The following is a 16174-nucleotide window of genomic DNA, read 5'->3' on the forward strand; positions in this document are numbered from 1 at the left end:
CTGCTCACTCATACCGCCACTAGTTTTCAAAACTAGCGGGAGCGATCACTCTAGCGGCAGCTGGAGAGCTGAGGGATATAATAAATATCCAAACCTCTATCATCATATATATCCATGATAGTTATAATATTTTTTTGATTAATACATATTTGAACTCTAAGGTTTAGAGAAGGATCAACTGCCATTTCATAATTAAAATGATTATCTAATAATACTTTCAAAAAATGGTTGTCTACTTTTTTTGACTCAAGAAACGCAACACCTGATGGTTGATCGTTTTTATATGATAGAGTTATTTTAAAACTATCATCTTTACTAGAATTAAACTTAATTAAATTCTCTATGGCACTATCTTTTTCCCAAAAAAGTATTTTGTATGTTAAACTTTCAATTGATTTAATTGAAGAAAGAAAGTCAATAATAAAATTTGATTTCTTAGTTAATTCTATTGACTCAAGATCAAATCGACCTTTCACAATATTATCCGCCTTTTTTGTTTTCAATAATTCCCCTAAACTTTTATCAAAATTTTTAGAGGTTACTTGTTCTATAACCATAACTATCTTTTAAAAATCTTCAAATCTGCACCTGCGGTTCCTATTCTTTTTAATCGCCCATTAACCTCTTCAAATACCTTCCAAACACCTCCATTATGAGAATCAATATCTTTGGAATAATATCTTCCTTTGTATTGATAGACCTTTTGTCCATGTTGAAATCCAAATTTCTTAGTTAGCTGAAACCCTTTTGGAATTTTTGATACAGTTTTTATTCCCCAAACTTTCGTTAATTCTTTAAGAGAGAATCTAGTAACAAGAGTTCCTCCTCCTAGCCACTCAGCCCCCCAAATAATTCCAATAGTTTTCCTATCTTCTAACCTGATAAGTGCATTATAACTAAACTTACTTGGTAAAGCCTGAGGATTATTCTGATACCTTGGAAGTAAATCCTCTTCTTGTAAATAATCACCTGGTGTATAAGTCCGACCTTTTCTTTCTGTACCTATCCACCAACTTTTATTCAAACCATCTTCAGGATTTAGCACAAGATAAATACCATTATCTCCATCATCTTCATAATGTATTATCTGACCTGATCTATCAACATATGTAGAAGCATTATTGTTTGATTCATAATTAAAATCAAAATCATGGGCTTTGATATCTCCATACCCAAAACCTCCCATAACACCATTATATCTTCTTTCCTGTAATCCCATATAGCGTCCCTCATCAAAAATCTGATTATCCATACGAGAGCTTAACTCGCTATTACCACCACTCGGATCAGCATACACTACAGGGTTATTATCAAAAGCATTATAAGTAGATAAAGAGTGATGCACGACTGGATCAATACGGTTCCATCTGGCGATTGCCGGATCATAGGATCTCAGTGGCATCTCATACCAGTTCAGTCCTAACTCTTCTGTTAATTCTGTACCATTGTATTTATACTTATGTTCCTGGCCTGTAATCCGATTATTATACCCCTTATGTTGCAGACCAAAGGGATAGTAGTTGTTTTCTTGTAAAACCTCTCTGGCATAATCGCCATCACCATCTACATCTGTGTTATTTCTAAGAACGTCTATTTGACCATCTCCGTCTTTGTCTGAGTATGATAATCTAACATTACCTAAATGGTCAGCATACTGATAAATATAATCGTACCTCTCGGCTCCGCCTGTCTGCCCGTCAGGCAGGCTCGAGGTACCAGAAGATCGTTCTGCATATCCACCTGAGGTATGAAAGAATTTTAGTTGTCCGTTTTCATACACGTGGTTTCCGGCATATTCTGTTGTTAAAGAACTTCCTCCGGAGACCATTTTTTTCTGCTTTGCTCCGGTGGCGTCGTAAATATAGGTAATATTTCCTGTTCCTTCATTATTAGAAATAGTAACCTTAGTAGGTAAATCAAAATGATTATAGGTAATATTAGAAATCCCTTTATTGCGATCTAAGGTCATATTACCATTAGCATCATAAAGATAATGATTACTACTTCCGTTATATATTGACTTAAAACCAAAATATTTGGTATTTATATCGGTGACTTTCAGTAATTTATTTCCAGCATCATACTGATACGTAAGATTGTCCATAGCATTAAAACTCGTGGCAGCAGCATTTACTGCACCCCTTCGTGCTAGCTTGGTAATATTTCCATTTTTATCATAGGTTACATTACTCAAACTATAGCGATTGGCGTTATCCACTGCTTTGGTAATGCGATCCAGATGGTCATAAGAGTAGGTATACCAACGCAACGCGTTATCGTTTGCAGATTTCCACTCGATTTCTGAGATATTACCGTTATACAACGCGGTAGCTCCGTGAGTGGGTGTGTTATAGTTTACTTTATACCCAAATAAGTCATCTGCTAATGCATTCGGATCATTGATCTTAGTCATCCAACCCCTTACATTGTAGGTATAATCAATGGTCTGCAGTGGTGCCTGTTCTGCATTTCCAACTTTTTTCTGCACCAGTTGTCCCAGCTCATCATATTCGTGTTTTGTCAGTAGCTCTTCTGCCTGATTATTGATGGTTTGTTTTTGCGTCAACAAACGCCCCATATGATCATAGGTAAATCGATCTACAGTAACCAAGGCAGCATTACTACCTTTGGTATGCGTCGTTTTTACCTGCATTGGTTTTCCTGTAAAGTCCAGTTGGGTTTCGCTATAATCGATGGTATTGAGATATCGGTTACGGCTACCACCCCAAATGCTTCTTCCTTTGGCGTCATAAGCGATCACACTCGTAATCCAGTTGTTGGTTCCCAGCACTCTTACTTTTGATCCTGTAGCCAAGCCTTTGGTAACATTGGTAGTTGCTACACCAAATACTGTACCTGGTTTATTGATGCCGTCGCGATCAAAGGTGTAGTCGTCATAATAATTGATAGTATGCACCTCGCTAAAACCTGTAGGAATGGCATCATTACTATAATACACAGCGGTACCTGCCAACGATAGTGCCGTGGATCTTTTGGTTACGTGCTGTTGATAGTTGTTAGAGTCCGCAGCACTCTGTAGGCTTGCTCTGGATGCATTGTTTTTGCTCATTCCGGTATAAGCGACTCTTCCAAATACGTCATACTTGACAAATGACCATTCTTTGGTTGATTTTGCTCGTTGATTCGCATCCTGGGTCATGACCGGCTGGTTCAGTTTGTTGTATACGATATACTCCCATCCTTTTCCGGGTATTTTCTTTTCGATCAATCGGTTTTGATCATCGTATTTGTATTGATAACAGAGCTCATTGAGCTCACTTGAAGACACTCCGTTACTTACCGTAACCTTTGGTGGGATTACATAAGTTAGGTTTCCAAAATCGTCATATACATTATATGTTTCCAACTTTTCTCCATTATTAAACGCTCTGCTTAATATTACATTACCGTTTTTATCAGTAAAGGTTTCTGCAGTTTTGTTGGTACCGTCTGCGGGTTTCCAGTTTTCGTTTTTAGTGATATTCTTGGTCAACTGTCCGGCAGCATAGGTTCCGTTGCCAACTAATGATGGAGTTTGGCTATTGCCATTAAGCATCACCACATCAAACCGGTGTACTTCTCCGCTAGTATTGAGTCCGTATGCAGCTTTGGTTGTGGCGTTGGTTGCAGCGTTGCTGGTATACCCATTATACTGCCCGGTAAAATACTGTAACTGGTTCAGATTATAATCTGATCGCATATCAACTCCGCCACTGATCCATCGTGGATTTTGGTTTACAGCAGTCACTACAACATAGTTGTCCTCTATCCCTATTTTATAATCGGTGTTATTACCTGCTGCGTCTTTTACGTATCCCCAATCCAACTGATCAATAACGGGTACGATATCTAATTTACGTAGTCTTCCTGTTGGTAATTTGTTTGTGGTACTTGCTTTGATCCATACGCGTAAGGATTCGTTCCAGGTAGTGATCACTACATAATTATCTCCTTCTATTAATGGATTCCCATCGTGATCCCCTTCTGATGGTGGTGTTCCCTGACCGGGAATGTAAAAAATATCTTTTGCGTTCCAGGTTTTGCTATATACAATATCCGTTGGATACGAAGCATACACTGGATTTCCGGGATGTACCAAGTCTTCATCATATTTCCAGGGATTTCCGGGTGCTGCCTGTTCGATCACGCGATTTGCCGGAGAGGCTTCGGTAATCGTTTCACTGTACGGATTTAACGTATTCTCATACTTTGTAGTATTGTAGAATGATTTCAGCTCTGCTAAGGCATCAGTATAGATAGCTCCGTGCTGCGTCTGATCTGAAGCATACGGCAGATATGATTTGGTTTGTTTCCCAAATGCGTCATACTCATAATGTGCTACAATGTCTTTGGGTTTGGATTGTTGCACCCATTGATTGATCGGTGATCCATTACCGTCTATTTTGGTCAATATTGGATTCCAAAAGTATTGACGTACATCAGGATCTACAGAAAAATATAAATAATTCCTGAATCTTGCAGTAGTTGTATTATTGCTCCATTTAAACTCTATACCATTTAAGACTTTGTTTCCGTTGATATCATAAACACCACTAACACCACTTCCATTTCCGGTATAGGTATGGGGATGAACGATTCCAACCATTAAATACCAGATGTCTAATTGCGGTAAATCTCCATTGAAAAAATAGGGGTTACTATGTGGATTTCCATTCAATGTATTTACATTTTGAGTACCATGATAGGTTCTTCCATCCTGTGATCCGGTTCGTTTTACCCAAACGGTATAGCGATAGGCCACGTTCTTATCTACGGGGATATAATCGGTATTCCACCCACCATCGGCGTCATTATTGGTGTCATTACCACAACGCCATAGCAGCGATTGTTCTCCAAACGGGTTGGTACCGTAGATTCTTTGATTATCTGTAGACTGACCGTTCATATTAAACAATGGTGTATTTCCACCACCTGCAGTCCAGTCATTTGTCCAGTCCAGGATATTGGTATCTTGTTGTTGTCCTCCGGCTCTAACAGCGACGGATTGTTTGGTCCTGCCCAAACCATCTGCATAATTGACCGAAACGATCTTATCACTCTCTAATACCTGAGACTGCTGTCCTTCTTTTACCTCGGTTTGATAGACCGTAGTCTTTACATAATTTTCTGTTTGCGTCTGTGCGCTTAGTGCTGTACCTACTAATACAGCAATGGCTAAAAATAAATTTTTCATCTCTCTTACTGTATTAGTTGTTTTTATAATTGTATTCATTGGCTGATAGAATATTCCCATCCTGATCTTTTACTTGTTTGAGTCTATGCAAAGCATCATACTCATAATAAGCTGTTCTGTTTCTTACATCGGTGGTACTGGTCATCCCGATCAATGGATCATAGGTATAGGTTACCATCTGTGATTTTGAAAAATAACTATGATTTCTTAGGTTTTGCAAAGCGGTTCTCAGCTGATTTTCGCTTGCTATACTCACATCATTATCAGAAGCGACGATGGCTGCATTGATCAGGTTTTGTACCGTTGAGGGCATCCCCGTGTAGGTGGCATTTGTAATCACCGCTATTGGTGTAGTATGATTGTACCCCCAAACATAGATGGTATGAATTCCTTCTTTGGCAGAAGTCTCTAAAGGATTTCCATACGGATCATATTTATGAAAAACCGTCTGGTCCTTCAACGCTGCATTTTCTTTGGCAGACTGAATGGTTTTAGGAAGATACCCTCCCGGATTCCAGGAATCGAAATTCACCAAGGCAGTGCTTTGCTTTTTGTTGTTGTGAAATGTCTCTGTCTTTACGGGAGAAGCAATACGATTATTAGAAACCAGCGTATTGTTATTGACCGTACTGTGATAAGGATAATAGTATTTTGCTTTTTTGGTAGCACCTTTGGAGGTTGTACTGCGTTGCTCTATTACCTGTTGCTTGCTATCATACTCAAACTCCTGTATCCCTTCCTGAAACTGATCAGGATCCATATCAGAATACGTTTTGCTCACTACTCTTTTTCGCTGGTATTGTACATTGGTGTCTTTATAGCTTATAATCGTGTACATTTCGTTGGTTTCATTGGCAATTTCTGTTTGATCAGATTCTACGCTACCTACTCCTTTTGCCATTCTGAATAGATCATTCCAACCAAAAGAATTTACAGGAAAACCAGTATAATTAATCATTCTTCTGGCATATTCTTCGAATTCCGCCTGAGTTCTGTTTTCATAATATTCTTTAAAATTCTGAAGTCCCAAAGGCAGCACGTTCATATTATTTTGCTGCATAATGATAGGGATTAGCTTATCATAATGCATATCCCGTTTGATCTGTGTTTTTGCAATTACCTTAATTCCGTATGGATAGGCATTGGACGTTGCGTTTCCAAAATAATCTGTTGGCGGCGTCACCGCTTCGTATTCGTATAGCTGCTCTGAGATTAACTGATCTTTCGGTATAAACTGAGAAGTATCTTTTTTATAGGTTTTCACCGTGCTGATTCGCAATCCGCCTTCGTTTACACCTTTAGGTGCGCGATCGTAATATTCCCTAGTGTTGAAATCATAAGGTTCATTAAAGAAATACGGATCTTCATACGTATATACGGTTTTTCCGTTCTTGGCATTACTCATAGGATCGGTGGAAACCACAGATTCACTTACCTGCGAATAATAAATTGGCAATCCTCTTCCCTTTACATAGAATGGAATGTACTTACTATTTTTACTCCAAACCGGAGGCGTACCAATATGATCCTGACCTGAATTTTGATACCAGTATTTTCTTGGCTCTAGCTTTAATGAAGTGTACACTTTGGCACTAGACACCCATTGATCATTGGTATATTGATATCTTTTTTCGGTACACTGATCGGTGTCTACAGGACAATTACGAATGCTAGCTACACGGATTCCTCCGTACCAATGCTCATAGTATTCTTTACGATAATCGGGATCATTACCGTAGTTGACAATGATCTGAGCTTCGGTATTAGCTTCTGTTTCTACATAAAACGTATATGTTCCAGGCTGAATCGTAAACAAACACTTTCCATAACTATGATACTGTACCAATCCTTCAGTAAGATCGTCTCGCTCTCCTACTTCATTGATATACAATTGGGCGATACCATTATTATTGTTACAATCTGTATACGGAATATATTCTCCACCATATCCTTCTTTGAAAATTTTAAGCTGCACTCGTGATCCATATTTCTTAATAGAAGCTGTATGCTCTATTTCGATTTGTGTAGGAGTCGTAAATGTTCGAGAGCGCACTTGTTTTCGGGAAGTACCGATACTATTCGCATTATTACTTGATACGGTAAATGAACTATCAAAATTCCAGGTACCATAGCCTTTTACTGCATCATGGATTTGCGGGATCCTATTTAATTCATATTGAATTTTTGTCTGTCCTCCTGTTTTATAACGAATGGTTTGTAATGCCCCGGCAACTGTATGTTTTAAAACCGGCAAGGCACTACCTTCTGCTTTTAACTGATCTGCAGACAACTGAGAACCATTGTAATAGCCCCAAACATCCATGGTAGAATTAACTACTTTATCATTATATTCAAAAACCGGAATATCAGATGGGATATCCTCATAATAATAGTCAAAGCCAAAAGCGAATTCATTATTGGTTTGTATTTCTTTTAACAGATCTCGGTTCCCTTCGGTAAAAAAGTCATACGAGTTGATTAATTTTCCGTGAAAATCTTTAAGGTCCACAGAACTATATTTGTGATGTGCCCCCGATGAAACGGTTGCCGTATTGAAATGCAGAGAACCATCGGCAAAAGTAATTTTCTTTAATACCGGAACGGTTACATCCACATCCAATCGGGTATGTGTATACACATTAGGATCCTGTCCTTCTTGTAATTCTGCTGGCTGCTGTTGTTGAGGAAGCTGTAAAGGATTCCCGGGAGTAAACACTACTTTTGTTAACAATCCTTCTAAAAACTGTGCTTGTAATCCTTTATACGAATAGATTTTTGGTAAAAACGCTTTGGTTTTGAACAAATGATTCTGATACGTAAAGCTGATTAGTTGAGTCGTATTGGGTGGTTGTATACTACTTAAATACCAACTACGAGTATAAGGATAATTCGGCTCTATTGGCAATAATGCTGTACCACCGTGGCCAAATGTCTGTACAATATCATCTTCGGGAACCGGAGTAAAGATCTCTTTGGCTCCAAAAACATAGCGCACTCCTTCGGAATCCGTTACTGTAATTTGGTTCCAACTAAAACTTACTTTTACATTGTGGTGTGATAACAATACGGGTTGTAAGTTTTCATCCAACTTGAAAGAAAAATTAATTCCACCGGCACTTACATGAAATACATCCGGTTCGCCATCCATCATTCCCTGTGCCAGCAAATAGGCGTGATGTTCTTTGATCACCTTTTTACCATTGGTAGAAGCATTGGTTGCATTGGGATCAAAATAATAGTAAGGATCAAGAATCGTACTTCGAATATTTTCTGATCCGTGATATCCTTTAGGATGATCATCCGGTAATCCTCTTACTTCTCTGGATACCATTCCGGTAGCTACTAAATCCCAGCCTAATCCAATAGCAGACGGTTCTTCCATAACCCTAAGCCCTGAATAGCTATACTGCAATCCGGTACCCCAGGAAACCCCATTTTGCTCGATATTGTAAATGGGTACGTACTGCTGTACACTTCCGCTAGTTAGATTTACGGTGGCACTACCACCTCCTGCTATTTTTGCAGCAGTTGGTTTGGTGGTTGCAGATGGACTATACCCCCCATAATAGCCTTCTTGACCAATAGCCACTATACCAGCAACCATCGCAAACAATAATACAATTTTTCTCATCATAACACTTCTTACTAGTTAATTTGTTACTTACTTTTTTTGCGGCGGCAAACCTACGGGAAAAAACCCTTTACAACAAATAGAAATTTGCCCCTATTTTGATACTATTCATTTTTTATAAGGAGTATAAGTTGATCTACATTTTATAAAGATGAACTACACAACTTCACTCTTTGTATAAATAATCACCGATGTATATTTAACAATTTATTAACATTACGATTATTATTCTCAAAGGCGGAAAAATTACCGCATCATATATACGTGTCTTGAGAAATAGATTTGTTACCATAGATTTTCGATTTTTTTTGGAAAAACTTTTAGACACACTAAGTGAAAAAGTGAACGTACAGTAATTTTTACTGGGATATCTCCTCAATAAAAAACTGATTACTTATTGATTATAGATATATATTTTTGTTTTTTAGTAATATCTATCGTTTCAAAATCGTCAAAAGGATTATCGGAAGTTAAATTGAAAATGAAGAAAAAATCACACTGTAAATCGGAACAATTTTTGATGCATTAACAAAAACCAATCATCAACTTATGAAAACATGTCCATTCACCTTATTCCTATTTCTTGTTGTTATGTTAGTCTCTTGTTCTACGAAAAAAGAACCTTACCAAATTCCGGAAAATGCTACAGAGCTAATTGCAGGAACCTCTGGGAAGACCTGGAAAATTGCAAAAAGACATAACGATGGCACGCGAATGAATATGGCAGGTTGTTTTTTATCCTATAAAATTACCTACCTACCCGATATGACGATGAAAGATAACAACGGAGAACAAAGAGAGTGCGGTCCTTCTCTTCTTGCCAATTGGAAGATCACCCAAAATAAGGAAGGGCATTACTTTATCAAACTACAGAGTAATCAGATACCTGAATTAATGGGAATAGAAAAGGATTATAAATACTTTCAGATTACTTATCTTAGTAAAGATAGTTTAGAATTACGTTATAGACACGCACAATTTTCGGGTCAGGTTCGAACGATTGTTGATCTGTATGTGCAAGAAGACGTGGCGGTTCTGAACAGGGATTTTCATCACAAGTAATCATACCAAAGTATATGAACCAATGAGAATTGATGAAGAATACCTGGATTACGATGAAAAACACAGACTTTAAAATACTTCCAAGGTCATTTGCTTAAAATTATCTTTAGAAGCTTCACAGAGTGCGCATTGATAACTTTCAGGAAGATCAGCAAATTCTGTTCCGGCGGGTATGTTCGATGATGCCTCACCAAGAGACGGGTCATATATAGTTTGACAATCTCTACATTGATACACCTCAATTTCTGTTTTCTCCTTTATAGCCGCGATCCCGTCAGAACTTTCTTTATCTCCTTCTCCTAGGTTTTGAAAATATGCTTTGGTCAATTCTAATAAAATGGCAGGTAAATCCATCTGATCTACATCTTGTGCATACACAAGATATTGGCGTGTATTAGGATCAAAATTTTTAGCATATAAAACATTAAACGTTGGACGAACCACAAAATCTTTTATCTTTTCTGGTGTTTTGTTTTCCTCTATAACTACTGATGTAAAATATCTTTTCTGGTTACGTCTTATACTTATGGTAAATGTCATACCGTAGGTACTGATATCATTTTGGTCAAAATTCATAACCAGAAATTTTTTCAGATCCAATGCCTTCTGACTTGCCACCGGGAGATGCCAATTTAGTTCCAATGCAGAATGTCTTACATTAATACCAAATTGTCCTAAGAGTTTTTCTAATGCTAATTTACATTCTTTCGGAATTCCTTTAATCACGAAAGATTTCCAGGGTGTCAAGCATATTTTACCAATCCGAAATTCTATGCAAAACTCACAGAGCGCTTTTAAGAACCGAAGATCATATTTATTATTTCTCCAGTACAGACCTAACCAGTATTGATTGATACCCATTTTATTCATTCCTTCGTAGTATGGAAATGGTTTGAAACTCACGTTGAGTGGTTTTTCAATCATTCGATTATTCGTATCAATACTCTCATTCAGAAACTGAAAAAGCTCGTCAATATTATTCACTTTGCGATATATTTTTTCGATTTCCTGAGCTACTTTAGCAATATCCCAGGTAAATATCAAGACGGGATAAAAAACTTCTTCCCAACCGGGCAGTTTTAGAAACAAATACCAATAATCCTCGTGTGTAGAAGCTATGAAATTAAGATCCCCTGAAAACAAAGAAACCATTTGTTGTTGTGAATCCGTAATATTAATTTTTAATTTGGGGCTATATCTAAACTGTTCTAAAACGTATAAATATGTGGTACCCCTTAACCAAACGGTTGAATTAAAAATATCAATAGACACATATGAACAGCTTATGTTCTGTTCTATTTCAGGAGCAAAAAAATCCGCATTGAATGATTCATGCTCTTCAAGTAATTTTCCGTTTACATCTTTTGAAGGAAAAATAATATCCTGTCTGGATCCAAAATGAAATGTTTCTAATCCCAGATCCTCGGCATACATTATAATTCGTTGCAATTCGCTAGGTGACAAAATTCCTCCTTTGATGTTTACTCTGTGCATAAATCCTTCCATACTAAGCTAATTGTAGTACATTATTCAACACTTCTTTTACTTCGGGTTTGCAGCTGCCACAACCTAATCCTGCTCCTGTTTTAATACACAGTTCTGAAAAATCTTCGCAGCCCGATTTTATAGCTTCTTCTAGATTGCCGTCACCTACTTGACTGCACGAACAAATCAGTTTACCAAGCACCGGTTCATCCGGCTGTGATGACCTCAGTAATTCATCTCTTTTTTCTGATAATTCTATCTTCTCTTCAATCAGCCTTTTGAAATCTGCAAATTCGCTTTTATCACCCATCAGAATCGCTCCGACCAGCCAATCGTTTTTGACAATGCATTTTTTATAAAATCGTTTTCCAACATCCATGAAAATTACTTCTTCATAGGATGGGTCATCTTTTGGTATATCAATATTACCAATACTACAAAGATCCAAATCCTCAAACTTGAGGATATTCATAAACACAGATCCTCTATAGATCGCACTAAAATCCCCTAGTAAGTATTTCGCAACGATATCTGCCTGTTGTTCTGCTGCAGCGGTAATACCAAATAAGTTACCTTCAAACTCTGCAATCTCTCCCACCGCAAAAATATGGGGATCACTTGATTGTAAATATTGATTAACTACAATACCTCGTCTACATTTAATACCAATTGCTTTTGCCAGGTCAATATTAGGTATGGTACCAATAGAATAGACGACTGCATTGCATCGAAATGTTTTTCCGGACTTAAGATTTACTAATAAAGATCCAGAGTCCTGATTAAAAACGGTATCTACCTCGTTATCAAAATGAATTTGTATTCCTTTTTCTCGTACATCTTCTGCCAATAGACGACTGGCTACTATATCCAGCTGACGTTCCATTAATCGGTTACCTCGTTGTACGATTGTAATTTTTATATCTTTTTTACGTAAAGCTGCTGCTAATTCGAGTCCTAACAAACCTCCTCCTACGATAGTGACGTGTTGTTCATTTTCGGGTAAACCGGTTTCATCAAGGTACTTTTTTAACTTGTCGGCATCACCTCGATCTCTCATCGTAAACCTGCCTGGTAGATGAATCGGAACTTCTTTTGGAACAAAGGCACGACTACCCGTTGCCATTAAAACAACATCGTATTCGTGTTTTTCTCCTTTACTGTCTATTAAATATTTTTCTTCTCTATTAATCTTGGTAATCGGATTGCTCGTAGATAAAGTTACTTTAAGAGATTCCATACTACCTTCCCGCATCTTCTGTAGCTGCTCCCAAGTAAGTTCCTCACTTACATACTCGGGCAATAAGACCCGATTATAAAAAGGATATGGTTCTTTAGAAAATACTGTGATTTCATCTTCTGTATTATGCTCTCGATATGTTTGAATAAAACGATACGCAGCTGTCCCCGCCCCTATGATACAAATTTTCTGTTTCTTTTTTACAAATTTTGAAACCTCTACTGCTGTAAACTTGAAATCCGGTTCTTTAGAAATAGGATCAATAATGCTTGTAGTTAAATTATTTGCTCTACCATAATCATTTCCTAATACTTTACCCCAATGCATTGGTAAAAACACAACCCCCTTTCCAATGGTATCACCTACCTTAACTTTTACTTGTACCTTTCCTCTTTTACTTTTTACAATCACAATATCACCGTCATTTATCTTCCTAAGGAAGGCATCTACCTGATTCATCTCCAAAAAAGGATATGGAATATGGGTAAGCAGTCTACTTACTTTACCGGTTTTAGTCATCGTATGCCACTGATCCCGAATTCTACCCGTCGTTAAAATTAACGGATGTTTCTCTGTCAATAACTCTGAAGTTGGTTTGGTAAATCTTGGTACTATAAACTTAGCATTTCCTGTATCTGTGTAAAAACGCTTATTTTCAAATAACCGCTCTGTTCCCGGATGACCATTTTCTGGCACAGGCCACTGAAAACTACCTTCACTTTTTAATCTTTCATAACTCAAACCCGTAATGTCAATATTTGTACCTTTTGTTAGTTGACAATACTCTTTATAAACTTCTGCAAGAGAAGTATAGTCAAATCCTTTATATCCCATTTGCTGAGCAAATTTCCAAAGAATTTCTGCATCTGGTAACGCTTCTCCAGGTGGATCTATAACTTTATTTAAATAGGTAATACGACGCTCACTATTTGTCATCGTACCTTCTTTTTCTGCCCAGCCTGCAGCTGGCAAAACTAAATCTGCATACTCCAAAGTTTCAGAACGATGCGATATATCCTGAACCACCACAAATTTAGCATTCTTTAATGCTTTTTCGACTTTATGAACGTTGGGAAGACTTACCAAGGGATTTGTACATATGATCCAAACTGCTTTTAATTTTCCGGTCTCCAGAGCATCGAACATTTCTGTTGCGGTCAATCCTGGTTTATCAGAAATTTCTTTTCCTCCCCAAAAATTAGCAACTTCTACTCTATGCGCTTTATTACTTAAATCTTTATGAACTGCCAATAGATTTGCCATTCCTCCTACTTCTCTACCTCCCATAGCATTAGGCTGACCAGTTAGTGAAAATGGACCTGATCCCGGTTTTCCAATATGGCCGGTGAGCAGCGACAAGTTAAGAAGTGCATTATTTTTATTCACTCCTATTGAACTTTGATTTAGCCCCATTGCCCATAGCGTAATAAACCCTTTGGCATTACTGATGTAAGAAGCAGCTTTTTTAATATCTGCAACTGTGATTCCACATAATTTTGCTGCCTCTGTTATCGATGTTGACTGTATAGATTCTTTGAGTTCTTCAAAATTATCTGTGTGATTTGCAATAAAATTCTTATCTATTCTTTTACGATCAATTAATCGTTTAGCTATAGCGTTATAAAGTATTACATCGGTCCCTGGTATGATCTGTAAATGCAAATCTGCAATGTCACAAGATTGTGTTTTTCTTGGATCTACTACAATAATCTTTGTATCCGGGTTTTTCTCTTTGTGCGCTTCAATCCTTCTAAACAAAATAGGATGACACCACGCAGGATTAGCCCCGGCTATCATAAAACAATCCGCTAACTCAATATCTTTATACGAGATAGGGACACTATCTTCACCCAAAGCTTGTTTATACCCTGCTACAGCAGAACTCATACATAATCTAGAATTAGTATCTATATTATTTGTTCCTATGAAACCCTTGGTAAGCTTATTAACCAAGTAATACTCTTCGGTAAGACATTGTCCGGAAACGTAAAAACCAACGCTATCAGGTCCATATTTATCAATAATAGTACTAAAAACAGCTACGGCACGGTCAAAGGCCTGATCCCATGACACTCGTTGGCGCTCGTGTGCTTTACTCCATCTCATTTCGGGATATAGAATTCTATCGCTTTTATCCTGTACTACGTGGTGCAAATTCATTCCTTTAGAACATAACATTCCTTTATTCACCGGATGATCAGGATCTCCTTCTACCGTAATCACTCCTTTAGTATCTTTTTTGGCTATTATTCCACAACCAACACCACAATACGAACAAGTAGTTTTATAAGATTTAAATGCAGCCATATATCAATTTGAAATACTGAAGTTTACTTTCAAAACTAAGTATTAATACGTATTGATCATAACTTCAAAACCTTTTTCTTCTATAGATTATAAAAAATTATGAATTCGATAAAATATGCAGGTTTAAAAAATGATTATTAGATTTTAAGGATATAACTTTTATCAACTTATACACAAAAAAACCGGTTATGACTTCTCATAACCGGCAACACAAGAAACACTTAAAGCTACTAGATCTTTAAGGTTTCAAACACTAAATTGTTTAGGGAATTCCAGTATGTTTTAATCCTCGATTGCTTGCATTAACCTTACTTTTACATTCGGCTTTTTCTACATCTCTATACACCATAGCATAGTATGAATAACATAATAATGCAAACAAAAAAAAGCTCTGTTTAAAGAATATTAGTTTAAATATACCAATATTCCTTAAACAGAGCTTAAAACTTTTTCCTTTTTCAAGAAAAATTATGAACTGTGATAATGCAGGTTAAGCCGCTTTTTCAATTTTTCGTAATAATCCGATTTCTATATATTCTTGTATCTTATCAGCTTTTTCAATTTTTCCTGTATCAATAGGTAACCAACCATCAATTTTGATCATATCATTAGGATTGCTACTAAAAAACATCTCATATTCATATGCATCAGAGGTATCATTGACACCAAACAAATGAGGACTATTCTTAACTTTATGAGTGATACGTTTCTTTACTATTTCTATTTTGGAAGCAAAATTTAGATTTTGTGTATCTCCCTGTACTTCTACATCTAAAAACTCGGTTATAGCTTCAGTGATTAATTCATTTACTTTCATGATTCATATTATTTTTGGGTTCATATTTTACATTCTTAGGAAGCAGATCTTACGAAACATTATTGTTAAAAAACCATTATGTAACTAATGTTCGTTAGCTTAAAGAACTTCCTATCTTTCTCAATAATCCTATTTCGATATATTCCTCAATTTTATCCGCCTTTTGAATCCTACTGGTATCAATAGGAATCCATCCATCAATTTTAATCATATCATTTGGATTACTACTAAAAAACATTTCATATTCATATCCTTCAAAACCATTTACCATCCCATAGGCATCAGGACTATTTTTGACTTTGTCTGTAATTCGTTTTTTTACAATTTCAATTTTAGAAGAAAAATCAAGATTTCCGGTATCTCTATGAACCTCTACATCCAAAAACTCCGTAATTGACACGGTTATCAATTCTTCAATATTCATATTTCAAACATTTAAAA

At 36.7% G+C, this 16174-nt stretch carries 8 protein-coding genes; 1 reads left to right on the forward strand and 7 read right to left on the reverse strand.

The window, feature by feature from the left end; translation table 11 throughout:
* Positions 1 to 50: 50 nt before the first annotated feature.
* Genes ACE94K_RS19440 through ACE94K_RS19450 form a run of 3 tightly spaced genes read right to left on the reverse strand, consistent with a single transcriptional unit; the run spans position 51 to position 8828 of the window.
* Positions 51 to 557, reverse strand: coding sequence for a hypothetical protein (locus ACE94K_RS19440; protein ID WP_378176373.1), 507 nt, complete (start codon positions 555 to 557; stop codon positions 51 to 53).
* A 2-nt stretch (positions 558 to 559) separates the two neighbouring features.
* Positions 560 to 5194 (reverse strand): DUF6443 domain-containing protein, encoded by a 4635-nt coding sequence (locus tag ACE94K_RS19445; protein WP_378176376.1) that lies wholly within the window; start codon positions 5192 to 5194, stop codon positions 560 to 562.
* A gap of 13 nt (positions 5195 to 5207) precedes the next feature.
* A complete protein-coding gene (locus tag ACE94K_RS19450) occupies positions 5208 to 8828 on the reverse strand; it encodes a hypothetical protein (RefSeq protein ID WP_378176379.1) in 3621 nt (1206 codons plus the stop codon).
* Positions 8829 to 9374: 546 nt separating this feature from the next.
* Between ACE94K_RS19450 and ACE94K_RS19455 the strand changes: the two genes are divergently transcribed.
* Entirely contained in the window at positions 9375 to 9887 is a 513-nt protein-coding gene (locus ACE94K_RS19455; RefSeq protein WP_378176382.1) for a hypothetical protein, read from the forward strand.
* 69 nt (positions 9888 to 9956) lie between these two features.
* Here ACE94K_RS19455 and ACE94K_RS19460 read toward each other — a convergent pair whose 3' ends face one another.
* The 4 genes from ACE94K_RS19460 to ACE94K_RS19475 all read right to left on the reverse strand — a co-directional run bounded on the left by ACE94K_RS19460 (position 9957) and on the right by ACE94K_RS19475 (position 16157).
* The gene (locus tag ACE94K_RS19460; protein ID WP_378176385.1) at positions 9957 to 11393 is read right to left on the reverse strand and encodes a rubredoxin; all 1437 of its coding nucleotides are present in this window, start codon (positions 11391 to 11393) and stop codon (positions 9957 to 9959) included.
* Position 11394: 1 nt separating this feature from the next.
* A complete protein-coding gene (locus ACE94K_RS19465; protein ID WP_378176387.1) occupies positions 11395 to 14916 on the reverse strand; it encodes a molybdopterin-dependent oxidoreductase in 3522 nt (1173 codons plus the stop codon).
* A 490-nt stretch (positions 14917 to 15406) separates the two neighbouring features.
* The gene (locus tag ACE94K_RS19470) at positions 15407 to 15733 is read right to left on the reverse strand and encodes a hypothetical protein (protein ID WP_378176390.1); all 327 of its coding nucleotides are present in this window, start codon (positions 15731 to 15733) and stop codon (positions 15407 to 15409) included.
* Positions 15734 to 15827: 94 nt separating this feature from the next.
* On the reverse strand, positions 15828 to 16157 hold the full coding sequence (locus ACE94K_RS19475) for a hypothetical protein (RefSeq protein ID WP_378176393.1): 330 nt from the start codon (positions 16155 to 16157) through the stop codon (positions 15828 to 15830).
* Between the last annotated feature and the right edge of the window lie 17 nt (positions 16158 to 16174).

This window comes from Aquimarina besae, assembly GCF_042434905.1.
Taxonomy (GTDB): domain Bacteria; phylum Bacteroidota; class Bacteroidia; order Flavobacteriales; family Flavobacteriaceae; genus Aquimarina.